This window comes from Nocardia sp. NBC_01499 (assembly GCF_045040275.1).
GTDB lineage: Bacteria > Actinomycetota > Actinomycetes > Mycobacteriales > Mycobacteriaceae > Nocardia.
Window position 1 is genome coordinate 4,275,815 of record NZ_CP109426.1, and the last position, 22,636, is coordinate 4,298,450.

Sequence of the window (22,636 nt, forward strand, 5' to 3'; positions counted from 1 at the left end):
CTCGCAGGTGCCGCCCGCTAGCGGGCCAGCAGGCCCACTCGGTCGTATACCTGTGCGAGGGTGTTGCCGGCGATCTCTCGCGCGCGCTCGGCACCGGCGGCGAGGATACGGTCGAGTTCGCCCTGATCCGACAAATACTCTTGCACCTTCGCCTGCAATGGCGTGACAAATTCGACCAGCGCGTCGGCGACGTCGGATTTCAGATCACCGTAGCCCTTGCCCGCATAGTCATTTTCGAGCGTGACGATCGGTGTACCGGACAGCGAGCTCAGGATCACCAGCAGGTTGCTGACACCGGGCTTGTGCTCGACGTCGTAGCGGATCTCGCGCTCGGTGTCGGTCACCGCGGAACGCACCCGCTTGGCGGTGATCTTCGGATCGTCGAGCAGGTTGATCAGGCCCGCGTCGCTGGCGGCCGACTTGCTCATCTTCGAGGTCGGGTCCTGCAGATCGTAGATCTTGGCGGTGCCCTTTTCGATGTGCGCCTCGGGCACGACGAAGGTCTTCTTGAACCGGGTGTTGAAGCGCTGCGCCAGATTTCGGGTCAGCTCGAGGTGCTGGCGCTGGTCCTCGCCGACCGGCACCTGATGCGGGCGGTAGAGCAGGATATCCGACGCCATCAGCACCGGATAGGTGAACAGCCCGACCGACGCGTTGTCCGAGCCCTGCTTGACCGACTTGTCCTTGAACTGGGTCATCCGGCTCGCCTCACCGAATCCGGTGATGCAGCTGAGCACCCAGGCTAGCTCGGCGTGCTCGGGCACCTGGCTCTGCACGAACAACGTCGACTTCTTCGGGTCGATGCCGAGGGCGAGCAGTTGCGCGGCGGCGGCCTTGGTCTGCGCCCGCAGCGCCTTCGGATCCTGCGGCACGGTGATCGCGTGCAGGTTCGGGATGAAGTACAGCGCGTCGTAATCGTCCTGCATGGTCACCCAGTACTGCAGCGCCCCAAGGTAGTTGCCGAGGTGGAACGAGGTGCCGGTGGGCTGGATCCCGGAAAGGACCCGCTGCTTGCGCTCAGCGGCCGGGGTTTCTGCAGGAACGGACATACCCCGATCTTTCCATGCCGCGCCCACCCGTCGCCCGGCCACCACCCCTCATCGAGTCGCTGCGCGACGCTGCTCAATCGAATTTCGCTCCACCCAATTACGCGGGTCTACTCCAGGCATACTCGGCCGCCCTTTGGTGACGAGCTTGTGTTCACGACGCGAAACGAGCTTGTAGACCGGCGCGCTCGGGCCGAGCAGGGTGCCACGCAACACCGGCGGCAGCAGCGGCGGCGCCAGATGCGCGGTGCGCACGGCCTGGCCGAGTGCCCGGTAGGCGATCTGGTCGGCCAATCCCCAGCGCATGCCGTACAGCTGCCGGATCCGCGGCGGCAGGCTGCCCTGCACCAGCAGGAAAGCCGCTGTGGTGACCTGTTGCAGTGGCATCCGTTGCGGATACGGCACGCGCTGCCCTGCCAGGTAGGAGCCGACGAGTCGCGCCTCGTCGGTGAGGAACAGCTCGTCGGAGGCGAGGTAGGCGTCGAAGGAGGCGCGGAACTCCGGGTAGCTGGCCGGTGCCGCGTCGGCGGGCATGCCGAACAGCTCGGCCCAGCGCACATAATCCTGATATAGGCCCTCGCGCTCGCCGTCGGTCAGGGTGCGGACCAGCAGGTCGTACATCACCTCGGCGGAGTCGAAGGTGAACGCCATCGTCATGTACATCAGGTGTGGGTCGAGCGCGGAATAGCCGGTGCCCGCTGGGTGGTGTTTCCCGGCGTCTTCCGGCAGTGCACCGCGCACCCTTGCGTGCTTCTTCGTGGTGAACTCGAGTGCCCGATCCGCCTCCGCTTTGCTGCCGAGGAAGACCGCCTCGAACAAGTGGCCGGTGAGCGAGAGGCGGGTATACGGCGTCATCCGATGCTCGGTGTTCTCCGCGGTGCCCACGTAGAGCAGCGGGTTGACCGCGCCGACAACCAGGGCGCGCTGGCCGTAGGTCAGGCCGACCACTCGTTTGCTCATGACCCGCCTGGCCATGGAGTGGTCGCTGAAGTAGCCGGGCTCGGACATTGCCGCCTCCTCGTCGAGAGCATCTGGCAACAGCATCCGCCAGATTATCCATTCTGGCAATACCCTCTACCAGAATGCTCCCGTGCCAGAATCGAGTCGTGATGGCACAGCGGACGTATGGCGGGATCTCCGCGGACGAGCGGCGGGCGCAGCGGCGCGCGGCGTTGCTGGAGGCCGCGTTGGAGATCATCGGCGCGCAGGGGCTGGCCAAGCTGACCGTATCGGGACTGTGCGCGCAGGCCGGGCTGAACGAGCGGTACTACTACGAGAGCTTCGACAGCCGCGATGCCGTGCTGACCGCACTCGTCGACACGATCGCCGAGGAACTCGCGATCGCGATCGTCGCGGCGGTCGGCGGCGCGCCGAAGGACTCGCGGAGCACGGCGCGTGCCGCGATCGCCGCAGGCATCCACCTGCTCACCGACGACCCGCGCAAGGCCAAGGTCACCCTGGTCGCCGGGATGGCGACGCCGGAGTTGCGGGCCCGCACCACGGAAACGGTGCGGGTGTTCACGCGGATGGTCGCGGCCGAGGGCGTCGACTTCTACGGGATCGATGACCCGAACTCCGATCCGGCGATCGACTTTCGCGCCAACTATCTCGTCGGCGGCCTGGTGCAGACGCTCACCGCGTGGTTACAAGGCGAACTGCCGCTCACCCGCGACGAGCTGATCGAGCACACCACCGACGTATTCGTCCTGCTCGGTGAGGATTTGGCGCGCCGATTGGCCTGACGCCCGCTCAGAGCTCCAGCGAAACGTCGTGCAGTCCGGTCGTTTCGCCTTGCAGGACAACGCGAAACGAGACACCCTTGCGCGACCAGTACTCGGCGCAGTCACGCATCGCCTCGGCGAACCACTCTCGCTCGGCCGGCTCCTCGGCCAGCAGGTCCGCCGAATCACGGATCACGACAACGTATCCCGTGCCTTCGCCGACGAAATCGTCCAGATCACGCAGGCATTCGTCGAACGCGTCTTTGTTCTGACCGAAGTAGTACGGAAACTGCATGGCCGCGGCGATTTCGTCGAATACCCGCGCGACCGTCCGCATCTTCGTGCCGCGCAGTTCGCGCACCAGGTAGCCGGACGGCGCACGGTAGCGCACGCTACTCAGCTCGGCGGCGTCGACGCTGGCCGCGCCGAGTGCGGGCGCGGACGATTGCACGCGCGAATCCGCATCGACGGGGCGAGCGAGGAACTGCGACAACGGGATCGGCTTGGTCATCAGCGCATCCTCGTGAAGGTCTCGTAGTGGTCCCCGGTGTACCAGGCCGATCCGTCGCTGCCGGTGACGATCCGTTCGGCGTCCCTGGATCGGCCGCGCTGTTTGGGGTTCACGTCCCACTCCTGATAGGTGATCGGTTTGCCCGCACTATCTTTGGTGGCCAGCGTGCCCGCGCGATTCATCCAGCGGTCACCGCCCTTGGTGCCCGGGGCGTTCGCCGAACCGGGCCAGCGACCCGCGTCGATTTCGCGCAGGGTGTCGTAGGCCTGCGCGGGTACACCCGGCGCTTGACTGACCGGCGGGGCGGCGTTCGGTAGCCGCGGCGCGCCGGTGGCGGGCGCGGCGCTGGTGGCTCGCGCCGTTGTGGTGGCCGCGACGGTGTCGTTACCGCCGCCGCGCAGTCCGAGGACCGCGACGACGATCAGCGCGAGCACCACCGCGCCACCGACCGCGATCGAACGAATTGCCTTGGGCGACAGGTTCATCGGTACTGCACCGTGACCGGCGCGTGATCGGACCAGCGCTGGTCGTAGGCGGCGGCGCGTTCCACGACGGCCTGCTTGGCGCGCGCCGCGAGATCACCGCGGGCGAGCTGGTAATCGATGCGCCAGCGGATCGACTCGGTTCTACAAGAACTGGAACCGACCGTGAGGAACCGAGAGACATGCTCAGACTCGTGAAAGACCCTGATCACACTCCGTGGGGCGGCGGCACCGTCGTTTACCGGTGCTACACCGAGTCGGAGGAATGGGTCGGCTGGATTGCAGACGAACGCGAATGGCGCGGATGGGGCGACGGCGGCCGACGCTGGGGAGCCTGCCACCGGAAACAGGGCGACACTGCGGCACGATGGAACTCGGAGGGGCATCGAACCCGCAGGGAAGCAGTAGCGGCGCTGATTGAGGGGGTAGCACGTGGGTAGCGATACTTTGCGCGCATTGCTGGTTGCACGGCTGTCCGTCATGACTGACGAATCTACGTCACCAGCCCGGCAGCTGGAACACGGACGCAACACGGTGCAAGGTCGCGGATGGACAGAGGTAGGGGCAGCGACCGACCTAGATGTGTCCGCCACCAAGTACTCACCGTTCGATCGGCCGGAGCTAGGCGACTGGCTGAAGAACCGGCATCACGAATTCGACGTGATCGTGGCGTGGAGGCTTGACCGCCTGGTGCGGTCATCCAAGGACCTCGCTGATTTGCTTTCTTGGTGCGAGGCTAACGGCAAGTCTTTGGTATCCACTACCGAAGGGTTTGACCTAAGCACACCGTTTGGCAAGGCAATGGCGGCGATTATTGCCGCACTCGGCGAGCTTGAGGCGGGCACGCTTGCAACCCGCGTAAAGGATTCTCACGTTGCGCTGAGGAAGATGGATCGTTGGCCCGGCGGACAACCGCCGTACGGTTATCGAATCGTTGATCACGCTCGCGCCGGTAAGACCCTGGCGATTGATCCTGTGTCATCCGAAGCGGTTCGAATCATGGGAGAAATGACGCTATCAGGGAAATCTCAATGGGAGATAGCCGCAAGACTGACAGCAGAGAGCTTCCCGACACCTGCCAGGTACTATCACAAAGAGGGAGCTAAGCGCAAAACTGAGATAAGCGATACTTGGAACCAATCGAGTGTCGGGAAAATCCTCAAGTCTCCCGCCACTCAGGGTTTCAAACTAATTGGCCGCTCAGTTAGGGAACGCAGGCTTGCCCGTGGCGCGGATGGGATGCCCATCCGATACACGCCTACAGGAATATTCAACGAGGAACAGTGGAATCAGATTCAGGAAATCCTACGCAATCGCTCACGTACTCGTGAGCGCTCACACGGCGCAGCCCCGCTGCTCGGGGTCGTTTACTGCGGCAAGTGCGAGAACAGGCTGTACCGGGTAGTGAATACCAATGGCACCAAGAAGTATTCATATTACCGATGTGTCCCGAAATCGGGCAAACCTCGATGCATCGGATGCACATTCACTGAATCGATGGTACAAAGAATCTTGAATAACGGCGTAATTGTCGAACTCCACGACCTGCCGGTTACGGTCCGTAAGTTTATTCCGGGCGAGGACCACACAGACGAACTTGAAGCCGTCACCCGCGCCATGTCGAGTATCCGAGATGAATTCGATCTTGGATTCTATGCCTACGAAGGCGGACAGGAAGACTATCGAGAACGTCTGGCCGCTCTGGTCGAAAAGCGGCAGCAACTCGAATCACTCCCCCAGAGTGAAGCGCACTACATAGACGAACCCACTGAGGAGACTTACGCAGAGGCATATGAGCGGATGAACCCGGAGGAACGGCGAGCCTTGCTCATGAGAGCGGGGATCAGGTTGTATATCACCAGTCTGCAACCTCCCGATTGCAGGCTCCATGTGCCAGATGAATTGTACGACGCTCTGAATATTCCGGAGGATGTGGCGGAAAAGCGAAGAGAACAACGCAGGAACAGTCTGCCGTGGGCAGTCACCGCCGACGGTGGTTGGGGCTCTCCACTGCTCTGACGCTGAATACCAGTTCGAGAAGCAAGTGTCTAAATCAGCATTGCTCACAGTGACCGTTGTGACGGTTGGAAGCGGATAGCGCTGACAATCGGTTCACAGTTTAGGCCCTTCCTGCGGGAGGGGCCTCTCTGTTGCGTGGGTAGCCGCGCCGGGGGCGCGTAGTGGGTGCTGGTTTGGCCGGAGACGGCCGTAATCGGTTCGGGGGTAGGCGAGTACGGCTAGTTGTCGCATGAGGCCGGTACGGTGGCTGTTGGTAGTTGATGAGTGAAGGGGTGGGGACTGTGTCGGAGTCGGATGTGTTGGCGTTGGCGCTGGCAGTGGTGAAGCGGGGCGGTAAGGCCCGGCTGATTGATGAGTGGAACGGTGCCGATCCCGCTGGGTGGATTCCTATCGAAGACGCGGTGGCGTCCGGTCAGGCATTCATAGTGAACGTCAAGGCGACGCTTACGGCGTTCGATCTGGATACGCCGGAACTTGTGGAGTCGGGGGAACGTCTTCGGCAATGGTCCGAATCCGTGGCACTGCCGACGTTGCTGGTTTCGTCGGGTCGAGAGAATCACCAGCATCTCTATATCCAGACTGATGATCGTGCGGCGGTGGAACACCAAGCGGTGACGTTAGGTATCGGTAAAGATGCCCATCGGCACACCAAGGCGATACGTCCGCCGTTGGCTCCGCATCGGCTAGGGCTGCAAACGGCTCTGATTGTCCCGCTGACGGTCGAAAAAGCGTTGGAGGTACTCGGACCCTCGGAACATGACGAGACGCGGTACAAGAACCTGCCTCCGTGGTTGATTTCGGTAATCAACGACGGTGACCCCGAAGGTAAATACTCGGGGCGTTCTCCTATGGCGTTGGCGGTTGCGTCTGGTCTTCGTCGTTGCGGGTACGGGTTCGAATATTTCCGTGCAGCGATGACGAATCCGACGAACGGGTGTAGCACGAAGTATTTCGCGCTCGTCAACGGTGAGGGCACCGAAGACCCTGAAGCATTCCTAGTTCGAGTCTGGGAGAAGTCAGCCGATCAGCTATCGCCGAAACAGATCGTTGCCGACTTGGAGAACGTCCGGGCTCAGGTAATGGGGGCACCGTGGCCGGGAAAGACCGGGAATACCGATCGGGCTGTGATGCTCGCGTTGTGCGAGCTGGGTACTACGTCGGCGACAACAGCGCTGGCGTTCGGTTCACGGCGTATCGCTGAGGTTGCCCAGATCCAAGACAAGACAGCGCGTAAAGCGCTGAGCCGGTTGGTTGATGCAGATTGGTTGGTCAGGGTGAAAGCGTCCCGATTGGGGGACGCCGATACCTACCGATTCGGACCAACGGTGGACAAGATGACCGCACTTAGTACGTCCCCCCAGTTAGATATAAGAACTATGTGCGGTACTGATGACCAACTTGGTGATGACCGGGTGTTGATGCACCCGGTCTTCCGTAACGGTTCTGGACTCGGCAAGAACCGAGGACAGACATGGTTGATATTGAAGAATGCTGGCCGTCCGATGACGGCCCTAGAGATTGCCGACACGGTCGGCGGGAACCGTCGAACCGTTGATCGTCATCTGATCGAGTTGGGTAAACACGGTCTAGCTGTGAAGACCGGTATTCGGTGGGAGGTTTCCGGAGACTCCCGCCGTTTGGATGAGTTGGCGGTGGAGTTTGGGACTATCGACCGGGCTGTCCGGCAGGCCGAGCAGAACGAACGGAACCGGGAAGGTTTCCGTACCAAGATGCGATTGGCTGGTGCACGCCAACAGAGTGCAGCAGATGAGTTGACCGACGAGGACAAAGCCACGATCGAGGCTCAGGTTACGGAGGAGATCGACCGGGACATTGCCGACGAGAAACGTCGACGCTGGGAGTCCGGGGAGTGGCCCGGCATCGTCTGAATCGTCCAGGGTGTGAAGCCCCTTGGCTTCGTGGCTTAGGAACGAAAATAGGCCCCGGTTTGCGCCGGGGCCTTCGTCGTGTCGTAGGTCAGTTCTCGGACAAGTACCGGTAGACCGTGGCTCGGGAGCATCCGAGCATCCGAGCGATGTCCGGGGCGGTGATGCCCTGAGCCTTCAGCTTCCGGGCCTTAGCCGCGTCGGCGTCGTCCACCTTGCGGGGCCGACCGCCTTTGCGTCCGTTGGTCGCTGCTGCTGCCAGTCCGGCACGGGTTCGTTCGATCATCGTGTCCCGTTCGAGCTGTGCGAATGCGGCCATGATCGTAATCATGGCCTGTCCCATCGGTCCGTCTGTGTGCAATCCCTCTGTGAGGGAACGGAATCCGATCTTGCGTGTGGTCAGTTCTTGGATGAGCTGGAGTACGTGGACCGTGTTCCGGCCCAACCTGTCGAGCTTCCACACGGTGAGCACGTCACCTTCGCGGAGGTGATCCAAGCAAGCATCGAGTTCGGGACGTTCGGTCTTGGAGCCTGATACGCCATGGTCGGTGAAGATCCGTTGTGCCCCAGCAGCGTTCAACGCGTCGAGTTGCAACTGTGGGTCTTGGTCGGTGGTGCTGACTCGTGCGTATCCGATGACTGCCATGGCCCCCGCCTGTCTCATAATCCCGTCGAACCTGATGTTTTGAGACTATAGGTTTTGAGACGGGTTTTCAAGACAGATTCCGAGACTGTTTCTCGAGGACGACGAACGACCGGCTGAGGCTGTCTCGGTTCTCAACAACCGTTCGTTTTTGAGACACCGCACCAGGACTCGACTAACGGGACCGGATGGGGGTCCACCCCGCCTAGCCCGTTGCGGCCTGCTCTCAGGCATACCGGCCAATATCCCCCCGAACTGATGTACCGGGGTGGGGAGGTCCCCTCCCACCCCCTTCGTGGCCTACTCCTCAGTCATACGGGCCGCACGCACGCACGACGGGGGGAGGGGGTGCTCAGCAAGCCGTAACGGCCCGTCTGGCGAACCGGCAGGCCGTTACGGAGATTGAGACGAGTTAGCACCCGCAGTCGACGCGGAGTGCTCTTAACGCTGACGGTTTATGCGCTGGCTGCCCAGTCAGCGAACGAGCTCACTCGAGCCCCAGGCGTCGCATGAAGCGCGATAGGAGAGCCGGACTCGTCTACGACCACACGACCGAGGGCTACCAAGGCGTAGGCGCGGGCCAGTTCTTCGAGCGCCTTGGACGCTTGGACTGTTTCGTTGTTCGCGATGCGGTCGGCTTCCTGCCCGATGGCCACTAGCAGCTTCTCGCGGGTGACGGCGGCAGTGGGGTCTGCCGCTGCCTGGCTCACTGTGGCCGGAATCTGTTGTACGCCTGCATCGTCGGGGGTGATCTCGGTTGCCGGGATCTCTCCCAGGTCGGTGGTCTCGGGTGTGGCTTGCTCGTCAGACATGGCGTTGCCTCCTCCTGGTCGGTCCGCTACCGACCGACACAGATCGTCCCACGACGTTGCGTATCCCGACTCGAGATCGGTTGTGCCCCAATGGCAACCATCTGCACGTTGCCCCTTTGTGTATCCCAGGGGAGGGAACCTCACCCACGGTCCCTAGACCGGCTCGTAATGCGGGCGCCCGGTCGTGTACGGGTTCCGGGCTTTCGTTACCTAAGCCGCGGTGCGATGTTTGCGCTGCTCAGAGTTGGTTTCTACGCTTCCGAGTGATCGCGAATCGAGATCGTTGATTCGCTTCCAAGCCATCAGTAGCCGACCTGGTGTGACACTCCCATCCGGAATCGTCTCTGTTCCGAATACGTGGGGATACGGTGAACCGGACAGCTGGTCCACCTTCAACGGATGGGAACCGCTATGCGTCTTGATCGTGCTCGAACCACCGCCTTACTCGCCGCAATCGTCTTGAGCGCCGGGGGTTGGGTCATCTCAGCCCCGACGGCCCAAGCCGACCCTGTCGGGTTCTGCGTCAAGGCGTCGAAGACGTACGAAAAGTTCAAGAAGTGCTACGAAGACTGCGAGCAAAGCAGCGTCGATCAATCGGGTAACAACCCGGGTAGTCAGCAGGTGTCCCCCCAAACGGGCAACGGGAACAACCAAGCAGGCGGCTCAGGCAACAATGGGAACAGTCCGGGCAACGAAGCGGCTGGCCAAGGGACCGATACGGGTAACCAAGGGGGCAACGAGGGCACCCAGAAATGTCGGTAACCGTCAAAGAGTTGGTCTGATCTGACGCAGGCTTCGTGGGGTAATCGAGCCTGGTCCGTTCCTTCGGATCGGGCTCGACTCGCATCCAGGCATCGCCAGTCCATCGGGGCAGGCATCAACGGGTGCGTTCTATGCCGCGTGTTTCTGGTCCTCGCGTTCCACCTCGTTCGACGCTGGGTGCTTGTCCAGGAGGTGTCCGTACAGCCGCCTCCGGTGCCTGCGCGTGCGACAACGCCAGTCGGACATGCTCCGGCACCTGGGGTTGATTCAGCATCTCGCGGTACGCCGCGTCCCGTGCTTGGTCCAACTCGGCCTGCTTCCGCTCGGCCTCGCGTGCTTCGGCTTCTCGTTGCTGTGTAGCTGCCTCGCGAGCCTTTTCGGCTGCTGTGCGCTCGGCCTCACGTTCCACGCTGGCGGCCTGATTTAGCTCCGGGGTAGGTCGTTCCCCGATCTCGACTGTTTTTCGCTCCTGGGGCCGATCAGGTACCGGGAATGGGAATTCCCGCAATACCTGTTCGCGTGCTTCCTGCTCGACTCTGGCGCGTGCGGCTTCGGGTGTCTCTCGTTCCGGTGTGGTCTTCTCGGGGGGCTTATCTGCGGACGGTTCAGGGCCGCTCTGTAGTCGGCCCTGGAATTCCCTCACGGCTTTCTCGGCAGCCTCACGGGTGACCCGATCGCGCTCGGTCTCTGGTGTCTCGCGTTCTTTGGCTCGGTCGGCGGTGGGCGATTCAATTCGTCTGAGCTGATCAGGAGTCGGGAACTCCAGCGCCACCCGTCTAGCGGCTGTCTCGCCAGCGGCTCTGGCGCGGTCGGCTTCTTCCCGCGCCTTGGCGATTACGCGTATCTTCGCGAGCCGTACCCGAGCACGCTCTTTACGATCACGCGCCTTGGCGATTTCTGCGATTTTCTCCCGACGATTCTCAACAGCTTTTTGATTGACTTCCCGCGCTTTATCTCCGACCCCGGGTAGCTCAAGTTGCTGCCCGGGTATCTGCTGCTTCCCCTTTTCTATGGCAGCTTTGACTACCTGACGATCCGGGGTGAGGTAGTTGAACTTCAAACCCCGTTCTCGCGCTCCGCGTACTAGTTCTTGGAACTCTCGCGGCGTCCTTTCCAGCGGGATTACCGAGACCCATTCGGCAGCACGGTACACCCCCCGATCCAGCAATTCTAAGTGCTTGCCAAGTTGCTCGACGCACCGCGCATCAATTCGACCCGACTTGTATTCCGTAAACTCGCGTTCTCTCTCGTTTACGTAGATGCGGGCCTGATCTAGCCGCTGACCCGTAGATGGCTCTGGATGCTCCCGCACCCATCCATGCTCGCGAGTCTCCCCCCGAATCTCCGCCATTCCGCGATGGAAGTATTCTCCTTGCTGGTTACTCTCTGCGGACATACCGGCCCCCAGGGCTGCGCCTACAACGAATTGAGATGAAGTTCGTAACTGATTACCATCGCACTCGTGAATATGCGGCCATCGAGTTCTTTCCCGTGATTAAGTATGTCCTGCAACAGCTCCGTCGCTGTAGCGTCTTCGGAGCCTCGGTAGCGAAGCGCAGGGTTTATGTTCTTGTATATCGCGTTCTCTCGGTTCACCGGCGAGTCGTACCACTCGGCCTCAGCGAACTTGTTCAGATACTCCCCGAGAAAACATACGAATGTGTCGACCAGGTCGGAGTAGTTCTCTGGTGTCGGCAACTCGGCGTCAGGGAATGCTTCTGATAGTGCAGCGTTCGCCGAGTCCTCGACATCGCCGAACCACGAGAACTCATCTGGAATGCTCTGAATCCCGACACGATCCATGAATTTCCGGGCCTGCGCCTTACGGCGGTCAGCATTGACCCATTTGCTCCACTCGGACTGCTCGACAGGTACGCCGAGATCCATCGTCGTTTGTTCGTCGTCACTCACGTCTACCCCTCTCGTTGCGGCCAGAGTCCCGCGTCCACGGCTCAAGATACAAGCAGGTTGCATCCATCATGTGGGACCTTGGGTTTGGTCGCTCCACCGAGTCGGGTTCAACGCCCAACGGGCGTAAGTATGTTCAGGCGACACGGTGACCACATCGACAACTTGTGTGAGTTCCGCAGGGATGTCGTTGTCTTCGAAGTGCGTTGCGCTGGGCACGATTACGGCATCGGCCTTCGCCCGTCGTGCTGCGGCTATCAGTTCCTGTATCGGATGCTCGGTGCTCGCGCCGAAGGCTACGGTCTTGGCGAAGTTGTAACCGAGTCGCTTTGCTGTGCTGCGTATTTGAGTCTCGTTCCAGCCTTGGGCTACTCCGGCTATGTCCCTGCGGAGGTAGCCGATCGCTACGGGCTTGCTCGCAGAACCAAGCATCGTCATGGCCCTTCGTACAGTCGTTCGTTCGGGAGTCGATCCAATCCGGTTGCAGCACCTGGGATCACACTCACGCCGTCGATGTAGCACCGCTGGCGTTGCTCCTCCAGGAAGAACAGCGCCGAGGTAAGGCAGGCGGCGAAGTCCAGTTGTTCGCCCCGCAGCGTGACGCGTAGGTGCACGTCCGGCTCGTCAGGATGGGGGGATCGGTGCTCGGCAGTCATCGCGAATGCCGATCGCTGCCGCTGTCGGCACCGGGCTCCACGCGTGCGAAGTCGGCGCGGTCGTCTACGACCCGCGTCCCGATCCATGGGCAGCGGCCCGGAACTATCCCGTCGTGCTCGCCGATCCGGCCGTCGACCACCGGGACCATGCCGGAACAGAGCATCGACGGGCAACCGACCCTGAATATTTCACCGGTCTTGTGGAACAGCACGGCCCCGCCTTTGCACTGCGATGCCTTGATCCACGGGCCACACCCGCATCCACATCCGCAATCAGCCACGATGCACCGCCAACGATCGCGAATCGCGATTGATACCGGTACATCCGAGGATCGAGTCCACGACGACACAGGCCGAGGGACGAAACGTGTTGCGTGGTAGTTCGATCCACCGTCGGCTACCCCCTCCGGGTTCCGCTGTCGGCGACGGCAACGCGATGGCTCCCTCGCGAACGATGCTTACGTTCAGCGGGAAAAGCTGGTTGAACAGCCGCGTGTCGTCATCGGGCACATCGGGCCGAACCAGGAACGTCCATCGGTTCGACCCGACATGCGACACGATCGGGCCGACCGCTACGCCGTGGCGCTGCATATGTTGGCGTAGAACGCTTCCCAGCGTTCCGGGCATGGTCAATGCGCCGGTACTCCCGGCAAGGAAGGTGATTCGCTCGGAGTCGGGCGGGTTGATGTTGGCGGCCAGTCCGCAGACCAACCGGTAGTAGACGCATCGTGAGACTGGTGTGTCCCCGAACGAAATGTTTTTCATCGTGATTCAAGCCCCCTGCTCGGATCAAACGGACTAGGCGGCCTGGTCCCCCGAAGCTTTGGAGCCGGGCCTTGTAATAACCCTGACCTCGATGCATCCCCAGCAGAACAGGGTTAGTGTTCGCATGTGTTCGCAGAATCGGACGTGACGGGCCATCTGCTAAGGGAGTTGCGGGTGGTGGCCGGTGTCGGCCTGCGTCAGATGTCTGGGAAGACCCACTACAGCCCCAGCTACCTGTCCGAGATCGAGAACGGCAAGCGGCCTGTTCCTGCGGCCGTGATCGCCGCCTACCGTGAAGTGCTCGGCAGTGATCCGACGTTGGACGTGGATCGGTTGACGGCAACGATGGCTGATCCGTCATCGGCGGGAGGCTCGGCGCTGGAAGACATCTCGGTGATCCTCGAACGGACCCGGCGTCTCGAAGACCAAATCGGGACAGCTTTGGTCATTCCAGCTATTCGTGGAATCGACGGCGCAGCAAGGTCTTTGATTTCGGCTGGTGGTGCCGCTTTAGCGTCCGAGGTTGCTACCTATCGGGGGTGGCTCGAACACGTAGCGGGCAACTTCGTGCTTGCCGACAAGGCACTCACCGATGCGGTGCAGCTCGCCGAAGAATCTGGGGATGCCTCCCTGATCGAACACGCCTTGTCGTTCCTCGCGTATACGGCCTGGCATCGCGGGGATTCGGCGCGAGCGCTCGACGTGACAGACGCCGCGATCCGGGTGCCGAAAGCACACCCGGTACTCGGTGCCTATGACCGCTATCAGCAGGCCGAATTGCTTGCAGCAGAAGGTGATCACACCGGGGCTGTTCGAGCGCTCCACAAGGCCGATAAGGCGGCGGAATCCACCGATGAGCTCGACCTGCCTCGGCATGGATATTGGTATATCGAGGGGTTCTGGGCCGTGCAACGCGGCGTAGTGCTGTCACTGCTCGGCCGCGAGTCCGAAGCCGTACGGGAGGCCAGGGCTGGGGTCGCTGCCTTACCTCCGGAATTCCAGCACTCCGAATGGCTGGGCATCATGCTCCGCCGGATCAACCCGGAGATGACAATCCCCTGAGTCTTCGCGGTCTCACGGCTGCTTGCGGAACTATCCGACCTGTCCGCTCGTGGCGAGGGTGTCCGCCATCGCTGATGCCTCGGGCGACAGATGCGAGACGCAGACCAGCGGTTGGCGCGCCTTCTCCGCAAACTCCACCGTGACCGGCGCGTGGTCGGACCAGCGCTGGTCATAGGAAGCAGCACGCTCCACCCGCGCCGATATGGCTCGGGCTGCGATATCCTGCGTTGTGTAAACCGCGTCGATGCGCCAACCGGTGTCGTTATCGAAGGCGCGGCCTCGATAGGACCACCAGCTGTACGGGCCCTCGACGGCCGGATGCAGCTGGCGCACCACGTCGACGTAGCCCGCGGCGAGCAGCTCATCGATCCAGGCGCGCTCCTCGGGGAGGAATCCGGCCGACTTCCGGTTGCCCTTCCAGTTCTTCAGGTCGAGTTCGGTGTGTGCGATGTTCCAGTCGCCGCTGACCACGAACTCGCCGGTGCGTGCGGTGAGGTAGGCGCCGAGTTCGGCCATGTACCGGTACTTTTCGTCCTGGCGCGTGGTGCCCGCCTCACCCGAGTGCACGTACACGCTGGCAACCGTGACCTCGCCGAAGTCGGCCTCGAGGTAGCGCCCGGACGCGCCGAACTCACTGCTGCCGAAGCCGATTCGGACCGCGTCCGGTTCGCGCCTCGACAGGATCGCGACGCCCGCTCTGCCCTTGGATTCCGGCTCGGCCTGCGCTAGCCACCAGCCCTCGGCCAGCGCCGGTGCCAGCGCCGCTCTGGTCTGCTCGTCGGTGGCCCTCGTCTCTTGGACGCAGACGATGTCGGCCTCCGTCGCGGCGAGCCAGGCCAGCATGCCTTTGCCCGCGGCCGCGCGGACGCCATTTACGTTCACAGTCGAAATGATGTAGGCCACCGCACGACCGTACAATGCTGGTCAGATGAACTCCCTCGGACACCGCCGTCCAGGAAAGGGTGATGACGATGCCGTCTGACACCGCCAAGTCCTCCGCCGCCGCGAAACGCGCCACAAGCGCCGCCCGCCCGCCGGTCACGACCAAGACCAAGCCGGAGCTACCCAAGGCTGTCAAGGCATTGCACACGGGCTCCGGTGATCCGCTGCTCCTGTTGCACGGCTTCATGATGTCGCCGCACTGCTGGGAACAGACCGCGACGCGGCTGTCGAGCCAATGCGAGGTGTACGCGCCGGCCTTCGCTGGCCACTGGGGTGGTGAGCGCGCGGACGGCTGGTCGGTCGACGTGCACTCGCTGGCCGACCGGATCGAGGATCAGCTCGATGAACTCGGCTGGCGCACCTGCCATATCGCGGGCAACTCGCTCGGCGGCTGGGTCGGTGTCGAACTCGCCAGGCGCGGCCGGGCCCGCACGCTCACCCTCGTCGCCCCGGCGGGCGGCTGGCACGCGCCGTCGCTCACTCAGCTGCGGATCAATCTGAAATTCCTCTCGCTGGTGCCGATCGTCGAAATCGGCAAGCGCCTCGGCGGTTTCGCGATCAACAACCCGATCGCCCAGCGCTTCACCCTGTTGCTGCTGAGCAAGAACGCGGCCGCGGTGCCCCGGCGCGATACCGCCGCCGCCATCATGGCCGCCCTGCATTGCCCGTCCATGCTGCCGTTCATCGTCAGCAGCATCCGCGGCCCCGCGCAGGAAGACCTGTCCACCCTGGAGACGCCGGTGCGGCTGCTGCTCTCCGAATACGACCGGGTCATTCCCAATCGCGTCTACGCCCGCCGCTACCTGAAGGAACTCCCCGAGTCCGCCGACCGCATCGTCGTCCACGGCGTCGGGCACGTCCCGATGCTCGAGGCGCCGGACCGTATCGCGACCCTCATCGCCGAGCACGTGTACGCCAGCCGCAACCGCCTGCGCGCGGTGTGAGGCACGGGATATCCACAGGTCAGAGAGTTATCCACAGATCGAGGAAAGCTCTCGATCTCGGTCTCGCCGACGCCTACTGTTTCGAGTCATGGGGAGCACACCAACCGACCGCGTGATGCATCAGCTCCGCGGCGACGTCGACGGACTGTATGAACTGAACAGCAAGACCAACGAGGAGGTCGAGAAAACCGGCTGCACGGTTCGCGGCATCGATAAACGTCTCCAACGGTTGGAGACGACGTGTGGTCGACAGTTCGGTCTTCTTCTCGCCACTCAGCGACAGCACGCGCACCGCTTCGATCGCGTGGAATCGGCTCTCGGGGAAGTGGTGACGCAGGTGAACAACCTGGCACCACTGCCAGCACGAGTGGATGAACTGGCAGGGCAGGTGAACTACCTGACAGAACGAGTCGACCACCTGACGGAGCAAGTCGACGAACTTGCACCGCTGCCAGCACAAGTAAATGGCCTGACGGGGCAGGTCACCGACCTGACGGGACAGGTCACCGACCTGACGGGACAGGTCACCGGCCTGACGGGACAGGTCACGCACCTGACAGAACGAGTCGACCACCTGACGGAACGAGTCGACGAACTTGCGGCACTGCCAGCACAAGTGAACAGCCTGATGGGGCAGGTGACTCACCTGACAGAACGGATGGATCATCTGACGGAACGAGTGGACCAACTCGCAGAACTGCCCGCGCGGGTGAATCGGCTCGAAGTACACGTGACTGAACTGGCGGTAGTCGTGCGTCAGAACTCGAAGACCCTCGATGTTGTGGTCGACCTCCTGCGGAAGCAGCAGCCTGCTTCGCAGGACGGTGCGGGATAACCAGCGTTCTCGACGCGGCGCTTCCCCTGTCCCCCTTTCATTTTAACCTGGGCAACGGTCGCGATACATCGGCCTTCGGGTCGATGTATCGGCGACGGTCGCGCCCTTAACCTGTGGAACAGTTTCGGTCCGGGCACAGGGTGGAGAGAAAATGGACGATCTGCTGGATAAAGTCGCCGTGGTTACCGGGGCGGCGAGTGGGATCGGGCGCGGGATGGCCGAGGCGTTTGTCGACGCGGGGATGCGGGTTGTGTTGAGTGATGTGGAGGTGGACGCGCTGCATTCCACGACTGCCGAATTGCGGGCCGCCGGGGCGGATGTGCATGCGGTTGTCGCGGATGTCTCGGCGCCGGATGACGTTACGGAGCTGGCCGAGGCGACGCTCGAAAAGTATGGGGCCGTGCATGTTTTGGCCAATAACGCGGGGGTCTATGCGGGTAGCAGGCCCAGTTGGGACAGCACGCTGGACGACTGGGAGTGGATTCTCGGGGTCAATCTGATGGGTGTGGTGCACGGGCACAGCGTCTTTCTGCCGATCATGATCGAGCAGGGCGTAGCTGCGCACATCGTCAATACCGCGTCGCTTGCCGCGGCGGTCGGCGGCTCGTCGCTGTACGGTGCGACGAAGTCGGCGGTGCTCGCGTTGTCGGAGACGGTGTATCTCGAGCTCGTCGGTGGCGGTTTCCAGCCTCGGGTATCCGTGCTGATACCCGGAGTAGTCGACACGAACATCTTTGATTCAGAACGCAATCGGCCGAATCGGCTATCCGATGTCGGTCCGCGCCCGGACGGCTGGAATATCGAGGCGGCCCGGAAAGCATTCGCGCTCGGCACCAGTCCGCGCGTCATCGGCGAGCATGTCGTTCGGGCAATTCATGAGGAACGCTTCTATGTGCTGACGCACCCGGAATGGAAAGGACACATCGAACACCGGATGAGACAGATCATCAACGGCGACAACCCCACTCAGTTACCGCCGCCCGGCCGGTAACCGCAACTCAGGACGCGACGCCGGTCCGCTTACCGTCGGATCGGGGGAAGCCGAGCAGCAGTCGGCAGACCTCGTCGGGGACGTCGAGTTGGGGGCAGTGGCCGACGCCGGGGAGGGCGACGAACTCACTGCCGGGCAGCATGGCGTGCAGGGCACGAGCGGCGGAGATCGGGATGATGCGGTCCTTGGTGCCGTGCACGACGAGGACCGGGCAGGTGATGACGAGATCGACGTGGCCCGAAGGATGTTCGCGGGCGTAGCGGGTGGCGTCCTGGCCGCGCGCGGCGACGGCGGCCATATCGGGCACCGAACGTACCGCGGTAGTGAGGAATTCGGGGTCGGCGAGGACGCCGGGACCGTAGACGAACAGCGCTACCGCGCGGCGCACACCCCAGCGCACCAGCGCGGTCGGAATAGGCAGGAGGCCGACAAGGCGGAAGAACAATCGGTATTCACGCAGCCGACCGACGCGGGCCAGCCAGTGCCGGGCCAGCAGTGGCTCGTCGAGGGCGACCACGGCGGTGACCCCGCCCGGGTGCCGGGCGGCGGCGTGCAGAGCGGTGGCGGCGCCGAGGGAGTTGCCGACGAGGGTCAGCGGACCGTGTTCGGCGATGATCGCGTCGACGAAGGCGTCGAACTGCGGGGTCAGCGGGCCAGGCCCGCGCGGATCAGCCAGGCCGAAGCCGGGGAGGTCGACGGCGAAGGCCGCCCGTCCCTCGGCGGCCAGGGCGGTGAGGACGCCGTGCCAGGTGTCCGCGCTGTCGGCGTAACCGTGCAGCAGCAGGATCGGGGTGCCGGATCCGGAGACGGAAAGGACCCGCGTGTTGACGTCGTTGTAGCGGGCGGTGGTTTCGGTGATCATCGGCCGGTTGCCCCTTACGAGCTCGCACAGGTGCGCAGGACTAGTGGCGTTTCGATTGCGGGACAGGGAATCCCGGGCGCGCACGCCGTTGTAGCGCACCCGGGACTCCGTAAACTGTTACGCCAGTAGACCCTTGGCGATGTGGGTCACCTGGATCTCGTTGCTGCCCGCGTAGATCATCAGCGACTTGGCGTCGCGCGCGAGCTGTTCCACGCGATACTCGGTCATGTACCCGTTGCCGCCGAACAGCTGCACCGCCTCCATGGCGACATCGGTGGCCGCCTCGGATGCGTAGAGCTTCATCGCCGACGCCTCGGCCAGCGTCGGCGGCTTACCCGCGCGACCCCGCTCCAACGTGTTGAACACCATGTTCTGCACGTTGATTCGGGCGATCTCCATCTTGGCCAGCTTGAGCTGGACGAGCTGGAAGCGGCCGATCTCCTGACCCCAGAGCTTGCGATTCTTCGCGTAATCCAGGCAGAGCCGGTGGCATTCGTTGATGATGCCGAGCGCCATGAAGGCCACCCCGACGCGCTCGGCGGTGAAGCTGGACCTGGCGCTCTCCCTGCCGTCACCGCCCTTGTGCTCCTCGGTCTCGCCGAGCAGGCGATCCTTGCCGAGGCGGACATTGTCGAAGAACAGCTCGCCGGTGGGCGAGGCGTGCAGGCCCATCTTCTTGAACGGCTTGCCCTGAGTGAGCCCCTCCATGCCCTTGTCGAGCACGAAGGTGAGCACCTTGCGGTCGCGCTTGTCCGCGCCGTCGCCCTCATCGAGCTTGGCGTAGACGATCATCACGTCGGCGAACGGACCGTTGGTTATGAAGGTCTTCTGCCCGTTGAGCAGGTAGTCCTCGCCGTCGCGCTTGACGTAGGTCTTCATGCCACCGAACGCGTCCGAGCCAGAGTCGGGCTCCGTGATCGCCCATGACGCAACCTTTTTCGCGGTCACAATGTCGGCGAGCCAGCGCTCCTTCTGGGCAAGGGTGCCGCGGGACATGATGGTGGTCGCGCCGAGGCCGATACTGACGCCGAGCGCGGTGACCACACCCATACAGACACCGGACAATTCGCCGACCACCACTGCCATCAGCGATTCCTGCCCGGCGAACGGGCTGCCGCCGGACGACTTTTCCTTCTTCTCCGGCTTCGGCTCGCCCGCGGCGATGGCCGCCTCTTTGGCCTTCTGCTTGGCGAGCAGCTTCTCCACCGCCTCGCCGCCCATCGCATCGATCCCGAACTCGCTGAACAGCTTCCGGATGATCGGGTACGGCGACATCTCGCCACTGTCCAGCGCGTCCAGGTTGGGCCGGATTTCCTTGTCGATGAACGTCCGCACGGCATCGCGGATCAGCACATCGGTCTCGGACCATTCGAACATCGTCGTTCTCCCTATCGTTGCGGCGAGCTCAGGGCAGCCGTGCGGAGATGTCGTCGATCAACCACGGTCCCTCGGTCTCGATCGTCTTCACATCGTGCCAACCGGCCAGCTCGGAGATGGCCCCGCCCTGCACCGCGAACACCTTGCCGGTGATCGGGCACTTGTCCGAGGCGAGGTAGGCCACCAGGGGCGAGATATTGGCCGGGCTGAAGGCATCGAATTCGCCCTCTTCGACCTCGTCGGCCTCGGCCGCCATCATGGCGCCCATGCCGGGTGTGGCCAGGGTGAGCCTGGTGCGCGCGATCGGCGCGATGGCGTTGACGCGCACCCCGTAGCGGGCCAGTTCGTCGGCCGCGACCAGGGTGAGCGCGGCGATCCCCGCCTTGGCCGCGCCGTAGTTGGCCTGGCCAGCGTTCGGCACCGTGGTGCCGGAGGCGGACGCGGTGTTGATCACCGCGGCGTTCGGCTGATTGCCAGCCTTGCTCTGGTCTTTCCAGTAGGCGGCGGCATGGTGCAGCACGGCGGCGTGGCCCTTGAGGTGCACGGCGATCACCGAGTCCCACTGCGCCTCGTCCAGGCCCGCGATGAACGCGTCGCGCAGAATGCCCGCGTTGTTGACCACGATATCGAGTCCGCCGAGCTCGGCGACCGCCTGGTCGACCACGTTCTTCGCGCCGTCCCAGGTGGCGATGTTCGCGGTGTTGGCGATCGCCTTGCCGCCCGCGGCGATGATCTCGTCGACGACCTCTTGCGCGGGCGTGGTGTCGGCGCCCTCACCCTCGTTGCTGCCGCCGAGGTCGTTGACGACCACGGCCGCGCCCTCTCGTGCGAACAGCAAGGCGTGCTCGCGGCCGATACCGCGACCGGCGCCGGTGATGACGGCTACTCGACCTTCGAGTGCACCCATCGATGCCTCCTCTTCCTGAAGTCTGTGCTGAATGTTGCGGCCGGAGAACGGCTTTCGCCGGGACGACGAGTTGGCCGTCCCGGCGCGGGCTCAGTCGGCGATCTCGGCGAGCCCGTCGCTGAGGACAACGTCCTCGCCGCGCACGGTTTCGAAGGCGTAGGTGGTGACGCCGTCGGCCGAGCCGACCCGCCAGATGCGGGTCTCCAGATCGTCGCCGGGGAGCACCATCTTGGCGAAGCGCACGGCAAACCGCTTGAGCCGGTTGACATCCGACCCGCCGACCTCGGTGAGCACCGCCCAGGACGCGAACGCCATGGTGCACAGCCCGTGCGCGATGATGCCGGGCAGCCCGGCATCCTTGGCCACCTGCTCGTCCAGGTGCAGCGGCACCGGATCACCGGCAGCCGGTGAGTAACGGAAGGTTTGGTCGTCGTCGACGTGCTGCGGGACAACGGCCACCGGCGGCGCCGCCCGCAGGCTCTCGTCGAACTTGTGCGGCGGCGCCGCGACGCCGACCGTCTTCCCGGCGTCGATATGGCGGAAGAAGGCGGTCAGGTACTGCTCGTTGACCAGTTCCCCGTCCTCGGTGCGGCATTCGATGAGGATGGTGATGGTCGAGCCGTTGGACCGGCTGGTGTAGCCGATCGCCTTGCCGCGCGAGACCAGCTTGTCGCCGGGCACGATCGCCCGATGGAAGTGGAAGTCCTGCTCGCCGTGCACGACCCGGCCGAAGATGTCCAACGGCGCGACGTCGATCACCGGCATCAGCATGGCCTCGAACACCGGAACGATGCCGAAGATCGGCGAGGCCACCTTACCGGCGAGGTGCGCCTGGATCGGATCGTTGGTCGCCGCGGCGTATTCGCCGATCCGCTCGCCGGTTACCTCGAAACGTTCTTCGTCGCACCAGGTTTCGAGACCGGCGTCATCGAATTCGACGAGCCGTGCGGTGCTGGTCTCCGATGTCATGCTGTGTCCTCTCCGGCATGCGGACTTGGCCCCGCGTGGTTGAGCAGGCTGTCGCCGCTCATGCCGAGGCCAGGGCGTCGAGCTGCTCGAGGGTCTTGTCCAGCTGCTTGAGGCCGTCCTTCTCGACCGCCTTGCCGAGCGCACCCTTGATCAGCGCGCCTTCGAAGTCGCCGGAGACGAGGATGGTGCTGCCTCCGTCGCCCTTGGGCTGGATGTCGAAGGTGAATTCGGTCTTCACACCGGCCATTCCGGCGCCGCCGAGGGTGAGCTTGGTCGGCTGCTGAACCGAAAGCACGGTCCACTCCATCTTGTTCGCCATGCCGAGCATGACGATCTTGGCGACCAGCTTGGAGCCCTCGGTCAGCACGGCGGGCGGCTCCTCCATGAAGCGCTCGTGGATGGTGAACCACTTGTCCCAGGTGTTCGGGTCGGAGACGACCGCCCAGAGCGCCTCGGGGGTGGCGTTGACGTCCTTGGTGGCTTCGATGTGTCCCATTGGGTTAGCTCCTCGTCGAGTTCGTTGTGCGCTGAGTTGA

23 protein-coding genes and 1 pseudogene are annotated in these 22,636 nt (G+C 63.4%); 8 read left to right on the forward strand and 16 right to left on the reverse strand.

Features of this window, described 5'->3' with window-relative positions:
- Positions 1–17: 17 nt before the first annotated feature.
- Entirely contained in the window at positions 18–1,049 is a 1,032-nt protein-coding gene (gene trpS, locus OG203_RS19750) for a tryptophan--tRNA ligase (protein WP_405167116.1), read from the reverse strand.
- A 48-nt stretch (positions 1,050–1,097) separates the two neighbouring features.
- On the reverse strand, positions 1,098–2,090 hold the full coding sequence (locus tag OG203_RS19755; RefSeq protein ID WP_405167117.1) for an oxygenase MpaB family protein: 993 nt from the start codon (positions 2,088–2,090) through the stop codon (positions 1,098–1,100).
- 65 nt (positions 2,091–2,155) lie between these two features.
- On the opposite strand from OG203_RS19755, the gene OG203_RS19760 reads away from it, so the two are divergent.
- Positions 2,156–2,788: a TetR/AcrR family transcriptional regulator gene (locus OG203_RS19760; protein ID WP_405167924.1), complete on the forward strand. Its 633-nt coding sequence runs from the start codon at positions 2,156–2,158 to the stop codon at positions 2,786–2,788.
- 7 nt (positions 2,789–2,795) lie between these two features.
- Here the strand turns inward: OG203_RS19760 and OG203_RS19765 are convergent, their stop codons facing one another.
- From OG203_RS19765 to OG203_RS19775, 3 genes and pseudogenes are all read right to left on the reverse strand, one after another.
- Positions 2,796–3,278 carry a barstar family protein gene (locus OG203_RS19765; RefSeq protein WP_405167118.1) on the reverse strand — a complete coding sequence of 161 codons (483 nt, stop codon included), beginning with the start codon at positions 3,276–3,278 and terminating at the stop codon, positions 2,796–2,798.
- On the reverse strand, positions 3,278–3,763 hold the full coding sequence (locus tag OG203_RS19770; protein WP_405167119.1) for a ribonuclease domain-containing protein: 486 nt from the start codon (positions 3,761–3,763) through the stop codon (positions 3,278–3,280). The genes OG203_RS19765 and OG203_RS19770 overlap by 1 nt, the downstream gene beginning before the upstream one ends.
- A pseudogene (locus OG203_RS19775) lies at positions 3,760–3,888 on the reverse strand (exodeoxyribonuclease III); the annotation flags it as partial. The gene OG203_RS19770 and the pseudogene OG203_RS19775, both read right to left, overlap by 4 nt.
- Positions 3,889–4,192: 304 nt before the next feature.
- On the opposite strand from OG203_RS19775, the gene OG203_RS19780 reads away from it, so the two are divergent.
- Entirely contained in the window at positions 4,193–5,779 is a 1,587-nt protein-coding gene (locus OG203_RS19780) for a recombinase family protein (protein ID WP_405167120.1), read from the forward strand.
- 281 nt (positions 5,780–6,060) lie between these two features.
- Complete coding sequence (locus OG203_RS19785) at positions 6,061–7,668, forward strand: hypothetical protein (RefSeq protein WP_405167121.1); 1,608 nt, start codon at positions 6,061–6,063, stop codon at positions 7,666–7,668.
- Positions 7,669–7,756: 88 nt separating this feature from the next.
- Here OG203_RS19785 and OG203_RS19790 read toward each other — a convergent pair whose 3' ends face one another.
- From OG203_RS19790 to OG203_RS19810, 5 genes are all read right to left on the reverse strand, one after another.
- Positions 7,757–8,311: a recombinase family protein gene (locus tag OG203_RS19790; RefSeq protein ID WP_405167122.1), complete on the reverse strand. Its 555-nt coding sequence runs from the start codon at positions 8,309–8,311 to the stop codon at positions 7,757–7,759.
- 452 nt (positions 8,312–8,763) lie between these two features.
- Positions 8,764–9,120: a hypothetical protein gene (locus tag OG203_RS19795; protein WP_405167123.1), complete on the reverse strand. Its 357-nt coding sequence runs from the start codon at positions 9,118–9,120 to the stop codon at positions 8,764–8,766.
- Positions 9,121–9,997: 877 nt separating this feature from the next.
- Positions 9,998–10,942: a hypothetical protein gene (locus OG203_RS19800; protein WP_405167124.1), complete on the reverse strand. Its 945-nt coding sequence runs from the start codon at positions 10,940–10,942 to the stop codon at positions 9,998–10,000.
- Between the two features lie 356 nt (positions 10,943–11,298).
- Positions 11,299–11,793 (reverse strand): hypothetical protein, encoded by a 495-nt coding sequence (locus OG203_RS19805; protein ID WP_405167125.1) that lies wholly within the window; start codon positions 11,791–11,793, stop codon positions 11,299–11,301.
- Positions 11,794–12,224: 431 nt separating this feature from the next.
- The gene (locus OG203_RS19810) at positions 12,225–12,446 is read right to left on the reverse strand and encodes a hypothetical protein (protein ID WP_405167126.1); all 222 of its coding nucleotides are present in this window, start codon (positions 12,444–12,446) and stop codon (positions 12,225–12,227) included.
- A 5-nt stretch (positions 12,447–12,451) separates the two neighbouring features.
- On the opposite strand from OG203_RS19810, the gene OG203_RS19815 reads away from it, so the two are divergent.
- Together OG203_RS19815 and OG203_RS19820 are read left to right on the forward strand one after the other, a co-directional pair.
- Positions 12,452–12,760 carry a hypothetical protein gene (locus OG203_RS19815; protein WP_405167127.1) on the forward strand — a complete coding sequence of 103 codons (309 nt, stop codon included), beginning with the start codon at positions 12,452–12,454 and terminating at the stop codon, positions 12,758–12,760.
- 595 nt (positions 12,761–13,355) lie between these two features.
- Positions 13,356–14,273 carry a helix-turn-helix domain-containing protein gene (locus tag OG203_RS19820; RefSeq protein ID WP_405167925.1) on the forward strand — a complete coding sequence of 306 codons (918 nt, stop codon included), beginning with the start codon at positions 13,356–13,358 and terminating at the stop codon, positions 14,271–14,273.
- 30 nt (positions 14,274–14,303) lie between these two features.
- Here the strand turns inward: OG203_RS19820 and OG203_RS19825 are convergent, their stop codons facing one another.
- Positions 14,304–15,176, reverse strand: a complete 873-nt coding sequence (locus tag OG203_RS19825) for an exodeoxyribonuclease III (RefSeq protein ID WP_405167128.1) — start codon at positions 15,174–15,176, stop codon at positions 14,304–14,306.
- Positions 15,177–15,238: 62 nt separating this feature from the next.
- On the opposite strand from OG203_RS19825, the gene OG203_RS19830 reads away from it, so the two are divergent.
- The 3 genes from OG203_RS19830 to OG203_RS19840 all read left to right on the forward strand — a co-directional run bounded on the left by OG203_RS19830 (position 15,239) and on the right by OG203_RS19840 (position 17,985).
- Positions 15,239–16,159, forward strand: coding sequence for an alpha/beta fold hydrolase (locus OG203_RS19830; protein ID WP_405167129.1), 921 nt, complete (start codon positions 15,239–15,241; stop codon positions 16,157–16,159).
- 88 nt (positions 16,160–16,247) lie between these two features.
- Positions 16,248–16,994, forward strand: a complete 747-nt coding sequence (locus tag OG203_RS19835) for a hypothetical protein (RefSeq protein WP_405167130.1) — start codon at positions 16,248–16,250, stop codon at positions 16,992–16,994.
- Between the two features lie 151 nt (positions 16,995–17,145).
- The gene (locus OG203_RS19840; protein ID WP_405167131.1) at positions 17,146–17,985 is read left to right on the forward strand and encodes an SDR family NAD(P)-dependent oxidoreductase; all 840 of its coding nucleotides are present in this window, start codon (positions 17,146–17,148) and stop codon (positions 17,983–17,985) included.
- A 7-nt stretch (positions 17,986–17,992) separates the two neighbouring features.
- Here OG203_RS19840 and OG203_RS19845 read toward each other — a convergent pair whose 3' ends face one another.
- From OG203_RS19845 to OG203_RS19865, 5 genes are all read right to left on the reverse strand, one after another.
- A complete protein-coding gene (locus OG203_RS19845; protein ID WP_405167132.1) occupies positions 17,993–18,847 on the reverse strand; it encodes an alpha/beta fold hydrolase in 855 nt (284 codons plus the stop codon).
- Between the two features lie 117 nt (positions 18,848–18,964).
- On the reverse strand, positions 18,965–20,224 hold the full coding sequence (locus OG203_RS19850) for an acyl-CoA dehydrogenase family protein (RefSeq protein ID WP_405167133.1): 1,260 nt from the start codon (positions 20,222–20,224) through the stop codon (positions 18,965–18,967).
- A gap of 28 nt (positions 20,225–20,252) precedes the next feature.
- Positions 20,253–21,131, reverse strand: coding sequence for an SDR family oxidoreductase (locus OG203_RS19855; RefSeq protein ID WP_405167134.1), 879 nt, complete (start codon positions 21,129–21,131; stop codon positions 20,253–20,255).
- Positions 21,132–21,221: 90 nt separating this feature from the next.
- Positions 21,222–22,100, reverse strand: a complete 879-nt coding sequence (locus OG203_RS19860; protein WP_405167135.1) for a MaoC/PaaZ C-terminal domain-containing protein — start codon at positions 22,098–22,100, stop codon at positions 21,222–21,224.
- Positions 22,101–22,158: 58 nt separating this feature from the next.
- Positions 22,159–22,596, reverse strand: a complete 438-nt coding sequence (locus OG203_RS19865) for an SRPBCC family protein (protein ID WP_405167136.1) — start codon at positions 22,594–22,596, stop codon at positions 22,159–22,161.
- Positions 22,597–22,636 lie beyond the last annotated feature (40 nt).